This window comes from Chryseobacterium sp. GQ58 (assembly GCF_059758895.1).
On the sequence record NZ_JCAXEH010000003.1, the window covers coordinates 460,881 to 482,329 of the forward strand.

The 21,449-nt window shown below is 34.3% G+C and carries 20 protein-coding genes; 8 read left to right on the top strand and 12 right to left on the bottom strand.

What is annotated here, in order from left to right:
• Positions 1-30: 30 nt before the first annotated feature.
• The 10 genes from AC6CHK_RS10115 to AC6CHK_RS10160 form a co-directional block, all read right to left on the bottom strand.
• On the bottom strand, positions 31-786 hold the full coding sequence (locus tag AC6CHK_RS10115; RefSeq protein WP_498095707.1) for an SDR family oxidoreductase: 756 nt from the start codon (positions 784-786) through the stop codon (positions 31-33).
• Between the two features lie 105 nt (positions 787-891).
• Entirely contained in the window at positions 892-1,521 is a 630-nt protein-coding gene (gene def, locus AC6CHK_RS10120; RefSeq protein WP_498095709.1) for a peptide deformylase, read from the bottom strand.
• A gap of 97 nt (positions 1,522-1,618) precedes the next feature.
• Positions 1,619-2,491 (bottom strand): ChaN family lipoprotein, encoded by an 873-nt coding sequence (locus AC6CHK_RS10125; protein WP_498095711.1) that lies wholly within the window; start codon positions 2,489-2,491, stop codon positions 1,619-1,621.
• A 209-nt stretch (positions 2,492-2,700) separates the two neighbouring features.
• A complete protein-coding gene (locus AC6CHK_RS10130) occupies positions 2,701-3,729 on the bottom strand; it encodes a hemin-degrading factor (protein WP_498095712.1) in 1,029 nt (342 codons plus the stop codon).
• 3 nt (positions 3,730-3,732) lie between these two features.
• On the bottom strand, positions 3,733-4,383 hold the full coding sequence (locus AC6CHK_RS10135) for a class I SAM-dependent methyltransferase (RefSeq protein WP_498095714.1): 651 nt from the start codon (positions 4,381-4,383) through the stop codon (positions 3,733-3,735).
• Complete coding sequence (locus AC6CHK_RS10140) at positions 4,383-5,156, bottom strand: heme ABC transporter ATP-binding protein (protein ID WP_498095716.1); 774 nt, start codon at positions 5,154-5,156, stop codon at positions 4,383-4,385. The genes AC6CHK_RS10135 and AC6CHK_RS10140 overlap by 1 nt, the downstream gene beginning before the upstream one ends.
• Complete coding sequence (locus tag AC6CHK_RS10145) at positions 5,156-6,196, bottom strand: FecCD family ABC transporter permease (protein WP_498095718.1); 1,041 nt, start codon at positions 6,194-6,196, stop codon at positions 5,156-5,158. Before AC6CHK_RS10145 ends, AC6CHK_RS10140 begins: the two co-directional genes overlap by 1 nt.
• The gene (locus tag AC6CHK_RS10150) at positions 6,180-7,058 is read right to left on the bottom strand and encodes a heme/hemin ABC transporter substrate-binding protein (RefSeq protein ID WP_498095720.1); all 879 of its coding nucleotides are present in this window, start codon (positions 7,056-7,058) and stop codon (positions 6,180-6,182) included. The genes AC6CHK_RS10145 and AC6CHK_RS10150 overlap by 17 nt, the downstream gene beginning before the upstream one ends.
• Positions 7,059-7,082: 24 nt before the next feature.
• Positions 7,083-8,186: an HmuY family protein gene (locus tag AC6CHK_RS10155; RefSeq protein ID WP_498095722.1), complete on the bottom strand. Its 1,104-nt coding sequence runs from the start codon at positions 8,184-8,186 to the stop codon at positions 7,083-7,085.
• Positions 8,187-8,196: 10 nt separating this feature from the next.
• Complete coding sequence (locus tag AC6CHK_RS10160) at positions 8,197-10,314, bottom strand: TonB-dependent receptor plug domain-containing protein (protein ID WP_498095724.1); 2,118 nt, start codon at positions 10,312-10,314, stop codon at positions 8,197-8,199.
• A 95-nt stretch (positions 10,315-10,409) separates the two neighbouring features.
• Between AC6CHK_RS10160 and AC6CHK_RS10165 the strand changes: the two genes are divergently transcribed.
• The 8 genes from AC6CHK_RS10165 to AC6CHK_RS10200 all read left to right on the top strand — a co-directional run bounded on the left by AC6CHK_RS10165 (position 10,410) and on the right by AC6CHK_RS10200 (position 18,295).
• Positions 10,410-11,210, top strand: coding sequence for a T9SS type A sorting domain-containing protein (locus AC6CHK_RS10165; RefSeq protein ID WP_498095726.1), 801 nt, complete (start codon positions 10,410-10,412; stop codon positions 11,208-11,210).
• Positions 11,211-11,403: 193 nt separating this feature from the next.
• Positions 11,404-12,366: a Gfo/Idh/MocA family protein gene (locus tag AC6CHK_RS10170; RefSeq protein ID WP_498095728.1), complete on the top strand. Its 963-nt coding sequence runs from the start codon at positions 11,404-11,406 to the stop codon at positions 12,364-12,366.
• Between the two features lie 165 nt (positions 12,367-12,531).
• Positions 12,532-14,262, top strand: coding sequence for a cellulase family glycosylhydrolase (locus tag AC6CHK_RS10175; protein WP_498095730.1), 1,731 nt, complete (start codon positions 12,532-12,534; stop codon positions 14,260-14,262).
• 64 nt (positions 14,263-14,326) lie between these two features.
• Positions 14,327-15,205, top strand: a complete 879-nt coding sequence (gene bla-A, locus AC6CHK_RS10180; protein WP_498095732.1) for a CGA/CIA family class A beta-lactamase — start codon at positions 14,327-14,329, stop codon at positions 15,203-15,205.
• 98 nt (positions 15,206-15,303) lie between these two features.
• Positions 15,304-15,711, top strand: a complete 408-nt coding sequence (locus AC6CHK_RS10185) for a hypothetical protein (protein WP_498095734.1) — start codon at positions 15,304-15,306, stop codon at positions 15,709-15,711.
• A 23-nt stretch (positions 15,712-15,734) separates the two neighbouring features.
• The gene (locus AC6CHK_RS10190) at positions 15,735-16,625 is read left to right on the top strand and encodes a 3-hydroxyacyl-CoA dehydrogenase family protein (RefSeq protein WP_498096228.1); all 891 of its coding nucleotides are present in this window, start codon (positions 15,735-15,737) and stop codon (positions 16,623-16,625) included.
• Positions 16,626-16,699: 74 nt separating this feature from the next.
• Positions 16,700-18,019 carry a glycosyltransferase family protein gene (locus AC6CHK_RS10195; RefSeq protein ID WP_498095736.1) on the top strand — a complete coding sequence of 440 codons (1,320 nt, stop codon included), beginning with the start codon at positions 16,700-16,702 and terminating at the stop codon, positions 18,017-18,019.
• A 36-nt stretch (positions 18,020-18,055) separates the two neighbouring features.
• Positions 18,056-18,295 (top strand): DUF8828 family protein, encoded by a 240-nt coding sequence (locus AC6CHK_RS10200; RefSeq protein WP_007845674.1) that lies wholly within the window; start codon positions 18,056-18,058, stop codon positions 18,293-18,295.
• 48 nt (positions 18,296-18,343) lie between these two features.
• Here AC6CHK_RS10200 and AC6CHK_RS10205 read toward each other — a convergent pair whose 3' ends face one another.
• Positions 18,344-18,754, bottom strand: coding sequence for an META domain-containing protein (locus AC6CHK_RS10205; protein ID WP_498095738.1), 411 nt, complete (start codon positions 18,752-18,754; stop codon positions 18,344-18,346).
• A gap of 151 nt (positions 18,755-18,905) precedes the next feature.
• On the bottom strand, positions 18,906-21,308 hold the full coding sequence (gene pheT, locus AC6CHK_RS10210; protein ID WP_498095740.1) for a phenylalanine--tRNA ligase subunit beta: 2,403 nt from the start codon (positions 21,306-21,308) through the stop codon (positions 18,906-18,908).
• Positions 21,309-21,449: the final 141 nt, after the last annotated feature.

Below are 21,449 nucleotides of genomic sequence, written 5' to 3' on the forward strand. Positions count from 1 at the left end.
ATCGAAGTGACGGAATCATTAAATAATAAACTATCTCACAACAGAAATCCCTGCATCAACCTTTATTTCCGTACCGTGAATATAGGAAGCTTCATCCGAAGCAAGGAAAAGCACTGCATTAGCAATTTCTGAAGGATCGCCTTGTCTTTTAAAAGGAATGGTGGGAATAATATTCTTCACAGCTTCATCAATTTGTTCGGAATTCAGGCCTGTATTGTTGAAAATATTTGTTTTGATGTGTCCCGGGCTGATACCATTTACACGAATTCTTCTTTCCGTGAGCTCAGTTGCAAACGTATTGATAAAAGACTGTACCGCTGACTTTGCCGCCGAATAAATAGAAAAATTAGGCATTGCAATTTCTGTTGCAACAGAAGTATTAAAGATGACAGAGCTTCCGTTTTTTTTCATCAATGGCAACATTTGTTGAACTGTAAAAAAAGAACCTTTTACCAACACATTAAAAAGCTCGTCAAAAAGATCTTCATCTACATTCTCAATCGGTGAAAATTTTCCGAATCCCGCATTGGCAAAAACCATATCAATCGTTTCCGTATACTTTTTCACTTCACTTTGTAAAGCCAGCAAATCTTTCATCTTTCCCGCATCAGAAACAATTCCGAATGCATTTTTGCCTAAGTTTTCTAAAGCGTTATTTACCGTTTCTTCGCTTCTTCCCGTGATGATTGCTGTTCCGCCTTCGTTGATAAATTGCTGAGCCGTTGCGAAGCCCATTCCGTTTGTTCCGCCTGTAATCATAGCGAATTTACCTTTAAATCTTTGCATTGTTTTTTATTTAAAATTCTATTGCAAAGATTGAAATATTGTGATCCGAAAAAAATCCGAAACTTGCGGAATTCACTTAATCTTTTACTAAAATTATCTTATCAATTATCTTGTGGTAGAATCACTTCTTTTATAAGCATCCACTTTTTGATAAGCATCATTCATGTCTTTTGCTTTTTTATCTGTAATTAAAATCCCGAAAAGATGGTCAATTTCATGCTGGAAAATCACCGCTGTAAAACCTTCCACCATTTCAGAAAACTTTTGTCCCTTCAGATCAACATATTCCAACCGAATCACTTTACTTCTGTAAAATTGATCTCTGAAATCAGGAATCGACAAATCGCCTTCCGGACCGAGATTCTGTAATTCAGACTTCCAGACAATTACGGGATTGATAAAATATTCCAGCGGCTCGCCTTCTTTATCAAACCGCTGAACCCAGATTATTCTTCTGTTGATTCCAACTTGCGGTGCAGCAATTCCTACTCCGCCGTCGGTTGAGAGAAGAGATTCTTTCATTCTTTTGACTAAAGTTGCCATATTTGGATCCAGCGGATCAATTTCGGAAGAAAAGTTCAACAGCGTTGTGTGCTGATGAGAATCCGTCGTCTGATAAATTGGTAAAGCAGAATCTTTATCACCTTGATTAATGATTGAAATTTCGTTTTGAGTCAGCTTTTGAGCGTTGATAAAACCTATAAAAAGTAAAAGTAGAAAAGATAGCTTTTTCATTATAAATAAAATATAAACAAATATAGCCAATGTCTTAGAAACTCATCATTGTCATTCTGAGGAACGAAGTCGGAGTCTTATAAATTTTATCAGAAAACTAATACGTTTTCGTCATATCCGCCGGAATGATCAGATTAAAATCTGTCGGGATATATTCTTTTTCAGGAACTCTTAATTCAGGATCTTCAGATTCAAAAACAGAAATCACCGCCATTTTCAAATCCGGATTTTTTTGTTTGATATACCAATAAATTCCTCCAAATTCTTTGCTGTGATAATTTCCGTTGTAATGAATAAAAGTTTTTCCTTTTTCAAAATTTTTCAGAATAGATTCAGCCATTGTTGCGTCTTTCGTAGCCTGCGCAGAAATAAAATTCATCACTTTGGTTCCTTCTGCATGATCGCCCATCATTTTTTTCATTTCCTGGTAACCGGGTGTTTCCAAAGAAACTTTAATTGGCAATTGAGCAATGTAAGCTTTTTCACTTTCGGGTAAATTATTCAAAGATTCCAAGCCTTCTTTTGCGGTCTTTGAAGCATATTTTCTTGGAATATTTGTCGCAATAAATTTCAGCTTTTTATCTTTGGCAAAATCAACCAAAGGTTTGTAATCTGTTGCAAAATTATTCCATAACCGAGCTGAATCTTTTAATGTTTTAGCATCAAATTTTCCTTCTAAATATTGATTTAGCTGAGCTTGATTGTCTCTTTCAAACATTTCGGCGCCTAAAATAACCTGCCCATTTTTCTTTTTATGCAAAGCTTCCGTTATTTTCAGCTGAAGCCAATGATTGATTGAGCTGTTATGATTTTCACCAAAGAAAACAACATCATATTCAGCCAATTCCTTGACTAGCTTTTCGGTTTTTATTTCCTTTCCTTTTTGATTATAAAATTTATACGGTTCAAAATTTTGTGCATGTAAAGAGCAGAAACCCGCAAGTATGATCGCTATGAAAATATTTTTCATTTTATTTTTTTTTAATTTGAATTAAATTATTGTTGTCATTCTGAACGCAATGTAATGAAGTGAAAATCTAAACTAAAGCTGAGATTCTTCCTTCGTCAGAATGACAAACCGTACGATAAACAAATTTACAGTTTTACGGTTTTTACATTAAAAAAAAAACCGTCTTGAATTATAAAAAACAAAACGGCCTTCATCAAATCATCTAACTATTATTTTTCTAAATCTGCTACAAGGTCTTTCCATTCTTGTAATTCAGGAATTCCCGGCTTTCTTTTTCCGAAGAACTGAACAATGAAATCACCTTCTTTGTTGAACACTTCAATAGCCGTTACTTCACCATCTTCAGTTGGTTTTTTCACGATCCATGCTTCAGCAATTTTGGTAACATCCAAATGTAAATTGAAATCAGGATCCATCACGTTGAACCATTGCTGATGCCAAAGCGTTTTCTTCACTTCACCGGTATGGATCTGGATAATTCCTCTGTTTCCAACGAAAATCATGATCGGAAGATTCTTTTCGGCAGCATCTTCAAGTACATTTACCACTTTTGAAGTTTCAATTTTTTTAGCAAAACCTTCCGGTGCCAGTCTTAAAGCCTGAGTTCTAGTCACTCCGAATTTTCTTGTCATCATGAAAAATTCATGAGTATCTTTCAATTCGGTCCACGCTTTTTTGAAACCTTCAGCATCGATTTCCGAATCAGCTTTTTCCGGAGCTTTTGGAGCAACTGCTTCAAATTCAAAAGCTTGATTTTGATCTTCAGCCTTAAACTGAGCAACAATTGTATCGAAAGCTTCTGCGTTGCTGTCTTTTGTCAAATATATTTTATGAAGTGCCAAACCGTCTTTTCCGAAGAACTGAAGGCTTTTTTTAACTCCTTCCGCGACTGCGAAAGCAAATTTCCAATGGTTCATAAAAATTCTAAGATCGATATCTTCACCTACAAAAAGCTGCGCGTGTGGGCTGCTGAAATCACCATTCAGATACGTTCCTTTTCTTTCATGCACGCATTCGTCATTTCTTGTAAGCGCCATTACTTTCCCTAACTTTTCAACTTCAGTTAAGATGTTTGCAAATTCAGGTTTCAGGACAGTTACTTCTTCACCTACGTTTGTTAGTAACAATTCTGCTTCGCTTACGCCCAATTGCGCTGCTGCATTTCTTATTCTTAAGTGTGGGTTTTCTGCTTTCAGAGCTTCCCATTTTTCTTTGAGTTCGTTCACTAATGTACTCATTATTTATTTTTTTATGGTTAAAACTGTGTAATTTCTTTTTATTGATTCGTCTCCGGTTTTGCTTTTTATTTCTTCTTCTTTTTCAGAGATCTTCATTCTTTTAAAGTGGCTTTTGGATATCAATTCTTCCATTTCATCGTTATTGTAAAGCTTAAAATTGTATTGCGTGAAAGGCAGTTTTTCCATGAAATCCCGCTGCCCGAAAGTGAGAACGAATGTTCCGCTGTTCTTTAAAACTCTGTAAATTTCATTTAAAAAATCTATTGACTCTTCCCAAAAATAGACCGTATTTACTGTAAATATTTTATCAAAAACCTTGTCCTCAAAAGGAAGCTTTTTTCCTTCATATAAAACAAAATCTGATTGGCTTTCAAACTCTTTATTCAACTTTTTCGCTTCGTGATGCATCGTTTCTGAAATATCAATTCCTGTATACTTTACATTTTTAGCTTTATTTAAAACACTTTTTAGATGACCAGCGTTTCCGTGGCCGATCTCAAGAATATGCTCATCATCTTCTATCAAAAGCGTTTTGATGCTTTCGAGTGTCATTCCGATGTTTGTGGCGTTCATCATTTCGCCAATTTCAATTCCTTTTTCACCTTGCGGATTGGCTAAATTCTGAGCTAGTATTTTTAATTCGTTCTGTTCCATTATCCAAAAATAATCATTGGGTTTGCATTGACCGGATGCTGACAAATCGTACACGGAAAATTGTAAGCATTACTAATATTTTCAGCAGTAAAAACTTCTTCCGGCGTTCCGTACGCCGAAACTTTACCTGATTTCATTAATAAAATCTTATCGGCAAACTGCGCGGCCAAATTCAGATCATGCAAAACAACAATTGCCGAATTTGCTTTCTGAGTAAATTTTTTGATGATTTCTAAAGCTTTATACTGATGTTTAACATCAAGATTATTCAACGGTTCGTCTAAAAACACCAACTTATGAGCAATTTCATTATCCAACTGAGCCATCACACGTGAAAGATGCACGCGCTGCTTTTCACCGCCTGACAAAGTATTGTAATCTCTTTCTTTCAGATGATAAATATCGGTTTCGTACATCATTTTGTTCATCGCTTCCAAATCTTCCTTCTTCGGTTGAGAATCGAAATAAGGATAACGTCCCATCATCACGACATCTTTTACCTGCAAAGGAATTTCGTTGGAATTGTGCTGGGAAAATTTAGATTTGTGTTTTGACAATTCTCTGACATCCCAATCAGAAATCTGTTTATTTTTGAATAGAATTTTCTGTTTCCCTTGCTTCACTTCATTTGCCAAAATACTCAGCAGGCTTGACTTTCCGGCTCCGTTCGGACCTACAATCGCTAAAAATTCACCATATTCTAAAGATACATCTATCCCATCAAGAATATGAAATTCTTTATGCTTATACATGATATGATGCGCTTTTATCATTAGAGTGATTTTTTAAATTTAATTAAAATTGCTATAAAAATCGGGCCTCCCATCAATGCGGTCAAAATACCGATCGGCAGTTCTGAAGGCGCAACAATACTTCTGCTGAATGTATCGGCAACCAAAAGTAAAATACTTCCGAAAACCGCTGATAATGGCAAAATGAATGCATAATTTGACTTAAATAAAAGCCTTAAAATATATGGGACAATAAGACCCACAAAACCAATTGTTCCTGAAAATGCTACGCAGGTTCCGACCATTAAAGCTGTTATTATCACGATCTGTTTTTTTAGTTTTTCAACATTGATTCCTAAATGCTGAGCATCTTTTTCGCCCAACATCATTGCATTCAAGGCTTTTCCTTTCGGAAGTAAAACAATGTAGGAAATGATTAAAACTACCGTTAAAACAATATTTTTCGTCCATGTTGCGGCAGCTAGGCTTCCCATATTCCAAAATGTAAGATCTCTTAATTGTTCGTCTTTTGAAATATAAATCAAAAAACCTGTGATTGAAAAACCAATTGCCGTGATCGCGACACCGCTTAGCAACATCATGACAACATTTGTTTTTCCGCTGCTTGTAGAAATCCTGTAAACCAGCATCATTGCCAATAAAGCTCCTATAAAAGCCGAAATACCTACCAATGAAAACTGTACCGCTTCAGGAAGATATTCTCTGAAATGCCCTCCTAAAACAATTGCAATTGCAGCAAGTAAAGTTGCTCCCGAAGTCAAGCCTATTAAATCTCCGGTCGCCAAAGGATTTTTAAAAAGTCCCTGCAATCCTGTTCCCGAAACCGCCAGCATACTTCCCACTAAAATTGCCATGATAATTCTGGCTGCACGTACATCCCAAATTACATATTTATCACTTAATGCCAAATTTGGATCTCCCTGTAAAAATTGCTTTAAAACTGCAAATGGTGAAGCTCCATTAAAATCGTAAACTCCAATATAAAGTGCCCCAATTGCCAGAAAAACCAGCAAAAGGGCACTCATTGAAAAATAAAAGTATAGTTTATTTTGTGTTTTCAACTAAAAGTTTGTTTAATGCAACTGCTGCTTCTCCTAATCTCGGACCGAAACCTGAAACCAAACCTCCGTCCATTGCAATGATCTTCTTATTTTTTCCTGCATTTGTTTGTGCAACACCAGGCATTTTCAGAACACCTTCATTTCCGCCGGAACCTTGTAATCCGCTTGTGAAAAAGAATAAAACATCCGGATTTGCTTTTACAACTGCTTCCGGAGTTAGCGGTTTGAAATCTTCAAAATCATTAATTGCGTTTTCACCTCCTGCAATATTGATCAATGCGGCCATTGGTGTGTTTTTACCTGAAACCATCATCATATTTCCTCTTGCGTAGATGAATAATACTTTAGGTTTTTTAGCAATAGGCTGGATTTGCTTTAAATCTGCATCAATTTTATCATTTAATTTCTGATAATCTGTATTTCCGATGGCTTTTGCTACATCGGCGATCAGCTTTTTGGTTCCATCAATAGAAAATTCCTGCTTAAACAATTCAGATTTGATTCCTGATGCTTTTATTTTACCTAAAAGTTCAGGATTAATGGCTTTATCTGAAGCTAAAATCAAAGTAGGATTTACAGCCATAATCGGCTCAATTGTCATTGATCTTACGTGTCCCAAATCTTTAGCAGTTGACTTCAATGTTTCAGGATATGTGCTTGTAACGTCTGTTCCAACGATTTCACTTTCGTGACCTAAAGCGCTCACTATTTCTGTGACTCCGCCGCTTAAAGAAACGATTTTGTTGTTTGTTTTTGGAGTTTCAGAAGAGACTTCCGTTGCATTTTCAGTAGGTTTTTGAACTTCTTTTTTGCAAGAATATACTGCTGCAAGAACAGAAGCTGCCAAAATGAATTTTTTCATGATACTATTATTATTGATTATTTTTTATAAAGCTTTATACTGGAATTTCGGGAATCCTCGCAATCCTTCATTGCTTGTAAGTCTGGTAAATCTCAGCTTGAAATATGCGCCCGAAGCATCTTTAATGATATAGAAAACATCACCTTTTACCTGATATCCCGATGGTCCTACTTCTCTCCAGCTACTTCCGATCACTCTTTGGTCGTTCACAATAAATTTGGAGGCATCCACATCTGTTTCTTTAAAATTATTAAAGGCTTCGATCATTGATCCTGATGTAACTTTCACTTCATAAGCGCCTACATTTCCTACATTATTTGTTGTCACGAAATCTGCAAAAGTATAACTTCCGGCCCCCGCAATAATATTTGTAAATACCGTAAAACAGATATCCCATTTGTTTTTTTCAGGTTGAATTATTACTTCTTTTTTATCTTTTAAGCTAAAGAAAGTATAATTGTAAGCAGGATTTTTATTGATGACAACTTCATGAATAGCTGTACCAGTTGCATTTAGTTCTCCATATTTTACTTTGTAAGCGTCACCTTGTCTGATTACCTGAACTTTCATCCAACCTCTTCTGTCGCCACCAGTTGCCACCGATCCGGCTGCAATGTTGCCTTTGAAAATATCCAGACCCATGTTTACAAGATAAATTGCATTTTGCTGGCTGTCTGCTTTCACCTCTTCTATTGCAGTATAACCGCTCGGAAAGTTTCCGTTGACATCATCAATATATATGGTATTGGAAAGATCAAAATTTGCAACCTGTACAGAATATTGCAAAGATTCTACAGTTGATGCATTTACCGCATTGATATCTGTAGCATTGGGGATTTTTCCTGCTGCCATCGCAATCGAAGAATTTAAGATTACTTTAAATTCGCTACCCGAATAAAACGCAAGATCCCAATCTGTCCTTTTTGTTACCGTTTGTTTAGGATCTCCTTTATCATTGATATCGCTAAGATCTATCCAAACCTGATTGGGCTGTGTAGGGCCTTCTACTTTGGCCTCAACTGAAACTCCTTCTGAAGGAAGCACAGCAATTGGGTCTTCATTATCATTGATGCAAGACTGAGAAATAAATGACGCACCCAATAATAAACTAAATAATATTTTTTTCATTTTAATCTATTTAAAAATTATAACTTAATCTGGCAAAATAACTTCTTCCATAGAAAAGATTTGAGTTGGGATCTGCTGTTTCATGCGCATTTCCTGTAACCGTCGTATCTCTTACCGAGGATACATCGAAAATGTTTTTCACACCAAAACTTACATCCAAATGCTTATTAAAGAAAGGCTGTGTAAGAATAAAATTCATCATGTGAAAATTTCCGCGCTCGCCGATATCATAATAAGGATTCAATAAGTCCGCTGACAAAACAAATGTTTGTACGATTCCGGTATATTTATAAAATAACGAAAGTGTTGTGCTTGTTTTTGGAACAGTATAATTTACGGCTGCATTTGTTTCAAGTGTGTAGAAAAAATCATCCGGCGAAGTGATTCCGCCTGCACTTAATTCTTTTGAGATTCCGTAATAGGAAGCATTTGCTGCAAAACTGAAGTTGTTTTTTTGTGCCCTGAAATTAGCCTCAAATAAATAAGATGCGTATTTATTTATATTTATATATTTATATTTTAAAGGCTGACGACTTATCGTAGCAAGCTCAATTCTATCTTTTACTTTCAAATAAGTAGCACTTGCTCCTAAATTAAAATTCCAGTCCGAAGCGGTGAAAATTTTCTTTTCTCCATTTAAAGAAACCGTCATGCCTTCTTCGGGAATCAAATTCGGATTTCCCTGAATATCATGATTACTATCAACTACATAAGTATACAATTCATCAAAATTTGGGAATCTGTTAGCGCTTCCTACAACCAAACGAATATTATCGTTGTCTGTAACTCTTGCTCTTGCCGTTAATGAATAATTGTGCTGAGTATCAAATTTGTCGCTTAAAGCCAAACGATATCCCGGACGAATCGACAACCAATCTGTTGCGTTCCATTCAACGGTCATGAAATTGGCATAATTGAATATTGTCCGTTTAATATTATCCGTGCCTGCAAAATCTCCCGCAATATTTCCTGCAAAACCGGAAGTGCGATCCAGTTCGTACCCCAACTGAAAGTCAATTTTTTTACTTTCTAAAAAATTACTGAAAACTCCTCTTGAGTATAAAACGTCTGCTTTATTGTAAGATTGATATGAATCTTTGTTTCCGATTACTTGTCTGTTTGGAATATCATAATCATAATCACGGTATTTTCTGTCCTGTGTTTGGTAAGAAAAATCTCCTGTATAATTGATATTTCCAAGCTTTGTACTGATATTAAGCTGATTCAGATATCTTGTTGTAAAATAATCTCTGTCTATTGATGCATAGGTTATATTTTTAACATCCAAATAACGATCTTGTACGATTGGATTGTAATAATTCAGCTTTTCACTCAGAAAACCGAACTTGTAAAAAATTGATGTTTTATTTTTACTATATCTTAAAATTCCGTCAACATTCAAAACATCTTTTGGTTGCCACAGATATCCTCTTTTTTTGTCTTTTTCAAAATATTTATAATCTTCCTGAGTTCCTTTAAAACCTTGAAAATCATTATGATTAATATTGGCTCCGACATACCAATTTTCGTTGATATTGTAGCCCACATTTAAATTCTGAATATGTCTTCCTTCTCCTTTTTTGTACCAGTCGTATTCATTTCCAACTGTTTCTTCCTGCAAAGAAGCATTTAATGTTAATTTTTTCTGGCTGTTTTTCTTTGTAATAATATTGATCACTCCGGCAACTGCATTGCTTCCGTAATCTACTCCCATTGAGCCTCTTACGACCTCAATTCGTTCAACATTGTTGATATTTAGCTTTGTAAGGTCGATATTGTTTCCAAGACCAATATCTCCAACTACGGGAATATTATCTATTAAAATTTTTGTGTATTCGCCACCCAATCCCATAAGGCTCGCTGTAGAATTCCCCGAATTACGATCCGGAACGATCAAAACATTAAGACTTTGATTTAAAACATCGGCAACATTGGTGGCTGCCATGTTTTTAATCTGTTCGGCATTTATTACCTCAACTTTATAAATAGATTTGTTGATAGATTGCTGAGTGTACTGTCCGGTCAATACAACTTCTTCTATTTTCTTCTGATCTAAAGAATCTTTTTCCTGTGCATTCACCCAAAATATAGTGGATAATGATAGAATGGAAAGCACTTTCTTCTTCATAAACTCAAAAATTTTTGACAAATATAGAGCTTTATTTAGAATAATTAAAAATAAAATATTACTTTTGTGGAATAATTCTAAATAAAAATAACGTTATGAAATCAAAACTACTTTTAGGAGGAAGTTTAATATTACTGGCTATCACAGCAAATGCACAAGTTGCTACAATTAGTGAGAATTTTGAATCATTTGCAACTGGTACAACTGCAGTTTGGCCACAAAACGGATGGTCAAAAGTAGCTCCTCCGGGGCCTGGACCTTTTATATATGCAGAAAACGGAGCCGCTGATAAGCATGCACAGTTTTATTCACTTATGGCTGCCAACACTCCTGCATATCTAGTAACTCCACAAATTGTTGCTCCCGACGGAACAAAATCCCTGAAATTCACCTATGCAATGACAGCAGGATCTGCAGGAACAGGAACTTTGGAAGTAGGTTTGGTCTCCGCAGCTACAACTGCAGGCACTTCAGCTTTCACTTCTATAAGCCCGGTTTATACTTTAAATTCTGCAACAGAACAAACAGTAACCATCAGTGTACCAGTTTCTACCAATCAATACATTGCATTTAAATTCATTGGCGCTGTTCAACATACTGCATTACTTTTAGATGATGTTATTTATAATACACCCGCAACCCTTGCTGTTTCTGACAATACGAAGGCTAAAAATCAAGTTAAATTTGCTGTTAATTCTCAAAATACAGCTTTACAATTTGTAACTAAAGAAGATCTTAAAAAAATTCAGATATATTCTGCAGCAGGACAAAAAGTTGCGGAAGGAAAATTAGACAACAATAACTTCGGTATCAGCACACTTCAATCGGGAGTTTATTTTATCATGATCGAAACTGCCCAAGGAACAGTTTCAAAATCTAAGTTTATTAAGAAGTAAAAACTTTAATGAAATACTTTTAATACTTTTCTATTTTTTCTATAAAAAGGCAGTTTCAATTTTTGATGCTGCCTTTTGCATTTATAGATTTTAATGTTGAAGCTTAAAATTTCGTAATTGGATTAACCGAGAAATCTGTTCCAAACTTTATCTTCAATCAAAATTAGTATATTTACAAAAATTAAAAAAAGCTATGTTGAAAGCAGGTTTGGTGGGCGCCGGACATCTTGGAAAAATACATTTGAAGCTTCTAAATCAATCAGATAAATATGATTTTGTAGGTTTTCATGATAAAGATGTAGAAAACGGAAAAAAACTGGAAGCCGAGTTCGGTTACAAATATTTTGAAAATTTCGATGATCTATTGGATCAGATTGATATGTTGGATATTGTGACGCCAACGCTTTATCATTACGATTACGCTTTAAAAGCAATTGAAAAAAAGCTTCATTTTTTCATCGAAAAACCTGTTACCCAAACCCTTGAGCAAGCTGAAGAAATTCTTTACAAATGCCGTGAATACGGAATAAAAGCTCAGGTTGGGCATGTTGAAAGATACAATCCCGCTTTTATCGGAGCAAAAGATTATATCCAAAATCCGATGTTTATTGAGATTCATAGATTAGCCGAATTTAATCCGCGCGGAACCGATGTTTCTGTCGTTTTAGACTTGATGATTCACGATCTTGATATTCTTTTAAGTATTGTAAAGTCTAAAGTAAAAAATATCCATGCAAGCGGCGTTTGTGTTGTGAGCAAAACTCCGGATATTACCAATGCCAGAATTGAATTTGAAAATGGCTGCGTTGCCAATCTTACGACTTCGAGAATTTCGATGAAAGCGATGCGAAAAAGCCGTTTTTTCCAAAAAGACGCGTATGTTTCTGTTGATTTTTTAGAGAAAAAAGCCGAAGTTATTCGTATGAAAGATGCTCCGGAAAATCCTACACCTTTTGATATGATTATCGAAAATGCGGATGGCGAAAAAAATCAAATCTTATTCGAATATCCAAATATTCAGCCAAATAATGCTATTTTGGATGAACTAAATTCTTTCGCTGCCGCCATTACAGAAAATAAAAATGTAGAGGTTTCGTTGGAAGACGGAACTGAAGCTTTGAAAGTAGCTCTGGAAATTATGAAATTGATTTCTTAGTTTAAGCACAATATCTACATTTTTATGAATATAAACGGGCTTTGGGTCCGTTTTTCTTTTTAAAGAATTAATTTATTTTCAATCAACAAATTTTAAATATATTTGTTAATATTAAAACAATAATTTCTAAATAACAATCTCCTAAATATTTTAAAAATCAAAACTATGAAACGAGCCATAATATTATCCGCTTTTTTATTGTCTCAATTTGGGACATCACAACTTTTAAAAACGCAAGGTCAAAATATCGTTAATGATAAAGGTGAAAATATCCAGTTGAAAGGTTTAGGTTTGGGAGGATGGATGCTGCAGGAAGGCTATATGCTGAAAACTGCAGATTTTGCCGGTCCGCAATATAAAATTAAAGAGAAAATTGCAGAATTGATCGGTGAAGACGGAATGAACGAATTTTACAAACAATACCTGAAAAACGGTATTACAAAACAGGATATTGATTTTCTGGCAAAAGCAGGATTCAATTCGATAAGGCTTCCGATGCATTACAATTTGTATACTTTGCCCATCGAAAAAGAACCTGTAAAAGGTAAAAATACATGGCTTGAAGAAGGTTTTAAAATGACTGATGATCTTCTCAAATGGTGCGCGGATAATAAGATTTATCTGATTTTAGATCTTCATGCAGCGCCTGGCGGACAAGGAAATGATGTAAATATTTCCGACAACGACAAGTCGAAACCGTCACTTTGGGAAAGCGAAGACAATCAGAAAAAAACAATTGCTCTTTGGAAAAAGTTAGCAGAAAGATACAAAGATGAAGTTTGGATTGGCGGTTATGATTTAATCAACGAACCGAATATTAATTTTACAGGTAAAAATCCGAACGGAACCGATGAAATGTCCAACGCGCCGCTTTGGAAATTACAGAAAGATATTACTGAAGCCATCCGTCAGGTTGATAAAAAGCATATTATTTTTCTTGAAGGAAACGGCTGGGGAAATAATTACAACGGTTTGACGCCAATTTGGGATAACAATATGGTCTTCAGCTTTCATAAATACTGGAATTATAATAACGATGAAACAATACAATTTGCATTAGATTTAAGGAAAAAATACAATATGCCGATCTGGCTTGGTGAAACCGGAGAAAACTCAAACGTTTGGTTTACAGAACTGATTCAGCTTTTGGACAAGCACAATATCGGATACGCTTTCTGGCCAATGAAAAAGATTGATAATACAGCTGGAATTGCCAATGTAAAAATCACGCCGGAATACAAAAAATTACTGGATTACTGGAAAAACGGTGGTGAAAAACCGTCCAAAGAATTTGCTAAAAAAGCTTTAATGAAAATTACTGACAATTATAAATTCAGTAATGTTGAAATTAAAAATGATGTGATCGATGCGATGTTCCGACAAACAAAAGATCATTCGACGAAAGCATTTAAAAATCATCAGGTTCCGGGAAGAATTTTTGCTTCGGAATATGATTTAGGCATCATGAATTCTGCTTATTCGGATAAAGATTTCATCAATCTTTGGGTAAGCGATCCAAACAAAAGATCGGAATGGAATTCGGGGCATCAAATGCGAAATGACGGCGTTGATATTTATCAATGTAACGACAAAATCACCAATCAATATTATGTCGGGAAAACAGAAGCCGGAGAATGGATTCAATATACAATCAATGCAAAAGCTGATAAAATCTATACTTTTGACATAAGATATTCAGCAGATAAAGATTCCAAAATAAGGATTGAAGACGCTTCGGGAAAACAATTGGCAACAGTTTCTTTACTTTCCACAAGAGGAAATGAAACGTGGGAAACCTTTACAGCAAAAGGAATTAGCCTAAAAAAAGGTGAAAATAAAATTCGGATTGTTTTTGAAAATGATGGCGTCAACCTGAATTATTTTGAAGTGAAATAATAATTGTCTTAAATTGCAAATCCCTTTTAGTTATTAAGAGGGATTTATTTTTAATATAAAATTTATGAAAAAATTCGGACTGCTTTTTCTTCTAATTTCGGCATTTACTTTTGCTCAGAATTCGGTTTTGGAACAAAAGATTAATTCAATTGTTAAAGATAAAAAAGCAACAGTTGGAATCTCGGTTTTAGGCTTTGAAAATGGCTTTAAATATAATAAAAACGGAGGAAAAAAGCTTCCGATGCAAAGCGTTTTCAAGTTTCATATTGCAGCGGTTATTTTAGATTTCGTGGATAAAGGCAAGCTTTCTTTAGACCAAAAAGTGATGCTGAACAAATCGAATCTGCTTGAAAATACATGGTCGCCACTTCGTGAGAAATATCAAAATACAAATACTGAAGTTCCGTTAAGCGAAATCATCGATTTTACGGTTGCTTTAAGTGATAATAATGGTTGTGATATTCTTTTAAAATTAATCGGAGGAACCGAAACTGTACAAAAATTTATGGATTCCAAAGGTGTAAAAGGTTTTCAGATAAAATTTAATGAAGAAGAAATGCATAAAGATTGGAACGCGCAGTATGAAAATTACAGTACAACACAATCTGCAGCAGATGTTCTGAAAAAATTCTATGCTGGAAAATTATTATCAAAAAAGTCGACCGATTATCTGATGAAAGTGATGCATTCGACATCTACAGGAAAAAATAAACTGGTTGAGCAACTCCCGAAATCTACACCTGTTGCTCATAAAACGGGTTCTTCGGGGAAAAATAAAGATGGATTAACTGGCGCCGAAAATGACATGGGAATCGTAACTTTGCCTAACGGAAAACATTACGCAATTGCAGTATTCGTAAGCAATTCTACCGAAACTGAAGCTGTAAACTGCAAGATAATTTCTGATATTTCTAAAGCCGTTTGGGATTATTTTAATAAGTAATTTTTAAGTGTTATTTTTAAGGTCAAATAAATAGGGTTGAAAATTAGCTTTTGTCAATTTTCAGAATAAAAGATCACATCCAATTCTAAAATTTAATTATGAAAAAAATATTATTTGTATTCAGTATATTTTGTTTTACACATTGTGTTTCTCAAAAAAGTCAGAATTTTATGGAAATCAGCTATGGAAGCATTTGCTGCGGAACGCCGTCAACTGAGCCTGTAATAAATTACATCAATCAGTTCCAGAAGAAAAATAAAATCAAAACATTTGAGATTTATCAGCAAACAGGATTGGGAAGAGAAGGTGAATTTAATCTTTATATAGGAACAGATCATCTTTCCAAAAGTCAGAAAACCAGCTTCGTAAAAGGTCTTGAAACTGCTATATCTTCACAAAACAATACACGACTAAAAAACAGAGACGGAATGGTAAGCTTTAATGCTACAACCGTAAATAAAGCCGATTTGGACAAAGCAAAAAATGTAATAATCTATAAAAAATAAATATAATTAAATAAGGAAAAATGATCAAAAACATTGTAGTTATCGGGGCCGGAACCATGGGAAATGGCATTGCACACACTTTCGCACAAAGCGGTTTTAAAGTAAGCTTGGTTGATGTGTCACAGGATGCTTTAGACAAAGGCTTGAAAACCATTGCCACCAACCTTGACAGAATAATTGCAAAGGGAAACCTTACAGAAGAACAAAAAGCAGAAACATTAGGTAATATCACTACTTTCACAGAACTGAAAAACGCTGTGACAAACGCAGATTTGGTGGTTGAAGCAGCAACTGAAAATCAGGATCTGAAGCTTAAAATCTTTGCCCAAATGGACGAATTTGCTCCTGAAAACTGTATTTTATCGACCAATACTTCATCAATTTCTATTACTAAAATTGCTGCGGCTACAAAAAGAGCCGATAAAGTAATCGGAATGCACTTTATGAATCCTGTTCCGATCATGAAATTGGTTGAGATCATTAAAGGCTATTCAACTTCCAAAGAAACATTTGATTCCATTTATGAAATGAGCAAAACTTTAGGAAAAGTGCCTGTAGAAGTGAATGATTATCCGGGATTTGTAGCCAACAGAATTCTGATGCCAATGATTAACGAATCTATTGAAACTTTGTATAACGGTGTTGCAGGAGTTGAAGAAATTGATACGGTTATGAAGTTGGGAATGGCTCATCCGATGGGACCGCTTCAATTGGCTGATTTTATTGGTCTTGATATCTGTTTAGCGATCTTAAATGTAATGTACGACGGTTTCAAAAACCCTAAATATGCTCCAAATCCGTTGTTGGTAAACATGGTAATGGCAGGAAAATTAGGAGTGAAATCCGGTGAAGGTTTTTACGATTATTCTGAAAGCAAAAAAGCTGAAAAAGTAGCGAAAATGTTCTCAAAATAAGGAAAGATGAATGAATGAATTGGCAATGGTAAATTTTAAATTGACAATGAAATAAATTCACTATTTTTTCTTCTATGAAATTTAAAGAAAAACATATTCAAATATCCTTGGTCATCATTACTTTAGTGATGACCATTTTGCGTTTTTTAATGAACGAAAAAGGCCGCATAACGCCGGATTCAGCGCGCTACATGAGGTTTGCAAATGTATTGCCAACAGTTGACAATACGACGACGCCTTTAGGATATCCTTTAAGCATTAAGCTTTTCACTTATATTGGTTTTGATGAATTCTGGAGCAGTAAAGTTGTTGGAATTCTATCATTTCTTTTTATTATTTTCTTTGCCTGGAAAAAAAAATTTTATTTTAAAGAATCCTTAATTTTATGTTCGCTTTTCAGTTTTGTAAGCATTTTTTCGGCAACGTTGAGTGAAGCTTTAATTTTACCTTTTATCTTTATTCTGTTCTATCTTTCGCATTTGATTATTACCGAAAATTGGGCAAAATGGAAGGCTTTCTTTTACCTTACCATCATTTTGATTCTTCTTTATAATATAAGATACAGCGCATTATTTTTAATTGGCGGAACAGGATTATTCGGTTTGATTTCTTTCAGGAAAAAATATGCACCAGCTTTTATGTTTTCTGCGGCTGCGGCATGTGTATTTGTTGTTTTATATAAATTTCTGTTTATTGATTATTTTAATGAAAATTATATTAAAGTATTCTTAGAAATTGGCTTAAAACCTACTTCCCTATTGATTACCGAATTCTTTCAAGGTTTAGCAACAAGCTTTAATCCTTTTGTTCATATAGCAAATCCCGGAGGTGGGATTATTAATTTTGGAATTTATGGTATCGGAATATTAAATATACTTCTGATCATTTTTCTTTTTATTAAAAACAAGCTTTCAGAAACCGAAAAATACATGTTAACTCTTGGAATTTCGGGCATTTTATGTTCTTTTTTTATACAATATTTTTACTCAATTGATCCTTTGGATTACAGATTGCTGTGTCCTTTCAGTTTCCCGATCTGGTTGGTTTATTTTAAAAAATTGTTTGAATTGTTTGGGATTAAAGTGTATACAATTGCAGCATTAAGCTTATTGACAGGAATGACTTTCACATGGCTTTCAAAAGGTAATTATCTTGAAAACAGAAAAGAAATTGCCTCTTTTTTAGAAAGCGAAAAACTTGAAAAGGTTCCTATTTTATTTTATATAAAAGATGTTGAAGATGTTGAAAAACATGTACAGATTGCAGAATTGGTAAGCACGGTAAATCCGAATTTAAAACTCACTTTTAAGCCCAATGATACTCTAAAAAAAACAACTTTGACACCTCATAAAGTTTTGCAAAAAATTAAAATCGACAAGAATAAGTATCAATAATTTTATTATCTTTGAGAAAGTTTAAACATTAAAAAAATGAAATTACCAAAGTTTTTATTAGCGGACAATTCGGAATTTCCTGAAGATTTATTCGTAGTACATACAGAATATCCAAGATTCATATTGAATGTTGAGGAAGAAGAAGTTGAATGGTTGGATGATCTTGAAGGCGACGATGAAGAGACCATGGCAGATGAGGCTACAAAAGTAGTAGAAGCTGCATTCAAATGGTGTGATGAAGAGTTGGCGAAATACGACGAAGAAGAGGAAGAATAATAATTAATTTATCCATAAAAAAAGGAACTCAAATTTGAGTTCCTTTTTTTATTCAGATTTGTTGAATTTCAATAATAAAAGATTATCCTTATACAATTCTAAAGTTGAGCCGGAAACCACATATTTGTTGGCTTTCTGCATCATATCCATAAAATTTTGTTCAACGCTCATATTTTCACAAGCCATCTTGGTAGAGCCAAGCTGAGCCGCAGTAAAAGTTCCTGAATCTGCGTCAGTAGACAATGTTCCGAAATAATTATTGCATCCTGCATTTCCATTTACTTTTGTTCCTTCAATATTCAGAGTCGGAGTCTTGCCTTTTACATTGTCCGCTAAAACCCATTTAGTATTAGAAATTGATGGCTGAGATTTCCCAACTTTTGAAGCTCCTGGACTTGACATTGTTCCGCACGATGCTAACACAGCAACTGTACACAAACTTAAAAATAGTTTTTTCATTTTCTTTAGATTTAAAATCAAAATTACGGAAATATTATTGTTTAGAAATATTTTTAAATAGTATTCAATAAAAAAAAACGAACCAAAGTCCGTTTCAATTTTTTAGTTTTCTAGTAAATTCTTACTTTCAAACTTTATAACTATAATTTATTTATGATCTCAATTCTGCATTGAAGTCTTTTTGGAAAGATTTAATTAAAGAATCCATTACAACTGCAATTTCTTTCTCTTCTAAAGTTTTTTCTTCGTTTAGCAATTCAAAACTCATTGCATATGATTTTTTACCTTCAGGAAGATTTTTCCCTTCGTAAACATCAAATAAATTGATGTTCTTAATAAATGGTGATTTATTCTTTTTGGCGGTCTGATAAAGATCTTGATAATTCACATTTTTATCGATCAATAATGCTAAATCTCTCCTGATCTTGTTAAATTTAGGAATATCCTTGAATTTTAATTCATTTTTAGAACGTAATTCCTGAGCAAATTCCAGTTCCATTTCGGCATAAAAACATTCCTGATCGATATCCAAATCTTTCAATAATTGAGGAGCAACTTTTCCTATTCTTACCAAAGTTTTTCCGTTAACTTCAAAAGCTAGAGCATCAGAAAATCTATCATCAGATAAAGCGGTTTCTTTATAATCAACGGATAATTTTTCCAATAAAACTTTTACATAAGCCTTTAAATTGTAAAAGTCTGTCGCAGATTTTGGCTGCAACCAGTTTTCGGCAACATTTCTTCCAGAAACTAAAATTGCAAGCTGTTTTCTTTCTTCGTATTTATCTCTTTTATGATAAATTTTACCAAATTCAAAGAATTTTATATCCTGATTTTTTCTGTTGATATTGTAAATTGCATTCTGTAGAAGCCCTTCCAATAAAGATTTTCTCATGAAAGTTAATTCATTGCTTAGCGGATTCAGCAGTTTTACAGCATCGGTTTCATCTTTTACAGAAGTTAAAGAATTATTCATTACTTCGTTGAAACCTAAACTTTGTAACGTTCTTGCCCAGTTGTTTTCCAATTCATCCTGATCGTTCGCATTTAGCTTAACTGGCGTGAACGAAATCTTCTGCGGAGCTTCAATTTTATTATATCCGTAAATTCTTAAAATCTCTTCAATGACGTCGATTTCTCTGGTAACATCTGCTCTGTAAGCCGGAACAGAGATTTCAAAACCATTCTGAATTTCATTTAAAACCTGAATTTCAAGAGCTTTTAAAATTTCTTTTACCTTTTCTCTGTGAATTTTTGTCCCTAAAATCTGCTCGATTTTTGAGAATCGAAGAATGATATAATTATCTTCAATTTTTTTAGGATATTCTTCAAGCAGCTCTCCTACCAACTTTCCTTCAGCCAATTCTTCAATCATTTTGATCGCGTGCGTGATGGCAGTTCTGGTAATATTCGGGTCAACTCCTCTTTCAAATCTGAAAGAAGCATCAGTATTTAAACCATGGAATTTCGCTCCTTTTCTTACCGCAACAGGGTTAAAATAGGCACTTTCTAGAAAAATAGTTTTCGTTTCATCAGAAACTCCGGAATTTGCACCACCGAAAACCCCGGCAATACACATCGGATTGTCTTTTCCATCTTTGATGATGATTTCAGAACCGTTTAAAGTTCTTTCAACACCGTCTAAAGTGACAAATTTTGTTCCTTCGGCAACAGTTCCTACTTTTACTTTTTTATCTGTAATTTTATCTGCATCAAAAGCATGAAGCGGCTGCCCAAAACCATGAAGAATATAATTGGTAATGTCTACAATATTATTGATTGGGCTCAAACCGATTGCTTTTAATCTGTCTTTCAGCCAAGACGGAGATTCCGCAACTTTTACATTTTCAATCACGGCTCCGATATATCTTGGCGTCAGTTCTGTATCTTCAACTTCCAAAGTGAAATTATGAGCACCTTCGTTATTTAATGCCACCGAAGATATTTTTTCAAAATCACCTTTCTGCTGATTTGTCGAAAGAAAAGCGTACAAATCTCTCGCAACGCCATAATGTGACATCGCATCGGTTCTGTTCGGCGTCAATCCGATTTCAAAAACCTCGTCATTTGCTAATTCAAAATAGTCTGAAAAATTCTTCCCGACTTCATATTTCTTTTCGTCTAAAACCATTATTCCGCCATGATCTCCGCTTAAGCCCAATTCGTCTTCAGCACAAATCATTCCTTGAGAAACCTCACCTCTTATTTTTGCTTCTTTTATCTCAAAAAAGTTTCCGGTTTTATCGTAGATTTTAGTTCCTACAACAGCAACAGGAACAGTTTGTCCGGCTTCTACGTTTGGAGCTCCGCAAACAATATTCAAAATTTTTCCGTTTCCAACATCAACAGTTGTTTTCTTCAATTTATCTGCATTCGGATGTTTTTCGCAGGTTAAAACTTTTCCTACAACAACACCTTCCAGACTTCCTTTTATGCTTTCAAATTTTTCTATTCCTTCCACTTCAAGGCCAATATCTGTAAGGAATTCTCCGATTCTTTCAGATTTTAATTCCGTTTTGATATAATCTTTCAGCCAGTTATTTGATATCTTCATCTGTTTATTTTGAAATTTATTTGAATTTTTTGCGTCTACAAATGTCGTGTTTTTTTGAGAAACAACGAAATTTTTAACCTTCCAAGTCGCCTTAAAACAAAAAAGAGGCTGAAAAATCAACCTCTTTTTTTATTATTAAAA

Excerpts from the sequence above, each read along its gene's own strand:
- AC6CHK_RS10195 (WP_498095736.1), top strand. The coding sequence starts at position 16,700 with ATGAAATTTAAAGAAAAACATATTCAAATATCCTTGGTCATCATTACT.
- AC6CHK_RS10115 (WP_498095707.1), bottom strand. The coding sequence starts at position 786 with ATGCAAAGATTTAAAGGTAAATTCGCTATGATTACAGGCGGAACAAAC.
- bla-A (WP_498095732.1), top strand. The coding sequence starts at position 14,327 with ATGAAAAAATTCGGACTGCTTTTTCTTCTAATTTCGGCATTTACTTTT.
- def (WP_498095709.1), bottom strand. The coding sequence starts at position 1,521 with ATGAAAAAGCTATCTTTTCTACTTTTACTTTTTATAGGTTTTATCAAC.
- AC6CHK_RS10125 (WP_498095711.1), bottom strand. The coding sequence starts at position 2,491 with ATGAAAAATATTTTCATAGCGATCATACTTGCGGGTTTCTGCTCTTTA.
- AC6CHK_RS10130 (WP_498095712.1), bottom strand. The coding sequence starts at position 3,729 with ATGAGTACATTAGTGAACGAACTCAAAGAAAAATGGGAAGCTCTGAAA.
- AC6CHK_RS10200 (WP_007845674.1), top strand. The coding sequence starts at position 18,056 with ATGAAATTACCAAAGTTTTTATTAGCGGACAATTCGGAATTTCCTGAA.
- AC6CHK_RS10155 (WP_498095722.1), bottom strand. The coding sequence starts at position 8,186 with ATGAAAAAAATATTATTTAGTTTATTATTGGGTGCGTCATTTATTTCT.
- AC6CHK_RS10150 (WP_498095720.1), bottom strand. The coding sequence starts at position 7,058 with ATGAAAAAATTCATTTTGGCAGCTTCTGTTCTTGCAGCAGTATATTCT.
- AC6CHK_RS10185 (WP_498095734.1), top strand. The coding sequence starts at position 15,304 with ATGAAAAAAATATTATTTGTATTCAGTATATTTTGTTTTACACATTGT.
- AC6CHK_RS10160 (WP_498095724.1), bottom strand. The coding sequence starts at position 10,314 with ATGAAGAAGAAAGTGCTTTCCATTCTATCATTATCCACTATATTTTGG.
- AC6CHK_RS10170 (WP_498095728.1), top strand. The coding sequence starts at position 11,404 with ATGTTGAAAGCAGGTTTGGTGGGCGCCGGACATCTTGGAAAAATACAT.
- AC6CHK_RS10175 (WP_498095730.1), top strand. The coding sequence starts at position 12,532 with ATGAAACGAGCCATAATATTATCCGCTTTTTTATTGTCTCAATTTGGG.
- pheT (WP_498095740.1), bottom strand. The coding sequence starts at position 21,308 with ATGAAGATATCAAATAACTGGCTGAAAGATTATATCAAAACGGAATTA.
- AC6CHK_RS10205 (WP_498095738.1), bottom strand. The coding sequence starts at position 18,754 with ATGAAAAAACTATTTTTAAGTTTGTGTACAGTTGCTGTGTTAGCATCG.
- AC6CHK_RS10165 (WP_498095726.1), top strand. The coding sequence starts at position 10,410 with ATGAAATCAAAACTACTTTTAGGAGGAAGTTTAATATTACTGGCTATC.
- AC6CHK_RS10140 (WP_498095716.1), bottom strand. The coding sequence starts at position 5,156 with ATGATAAAAGCGCATCATATCATGTATAAGCATAAAGAATTTCATATT.
- AC6CHK_RS10135 (WP_498095714.1), bottom strand. The coding sequence starts at position 4,383 with ATGGAACAGAACGAATTAAAAATACTAGCTCAGAATTTAGCCAATCCG.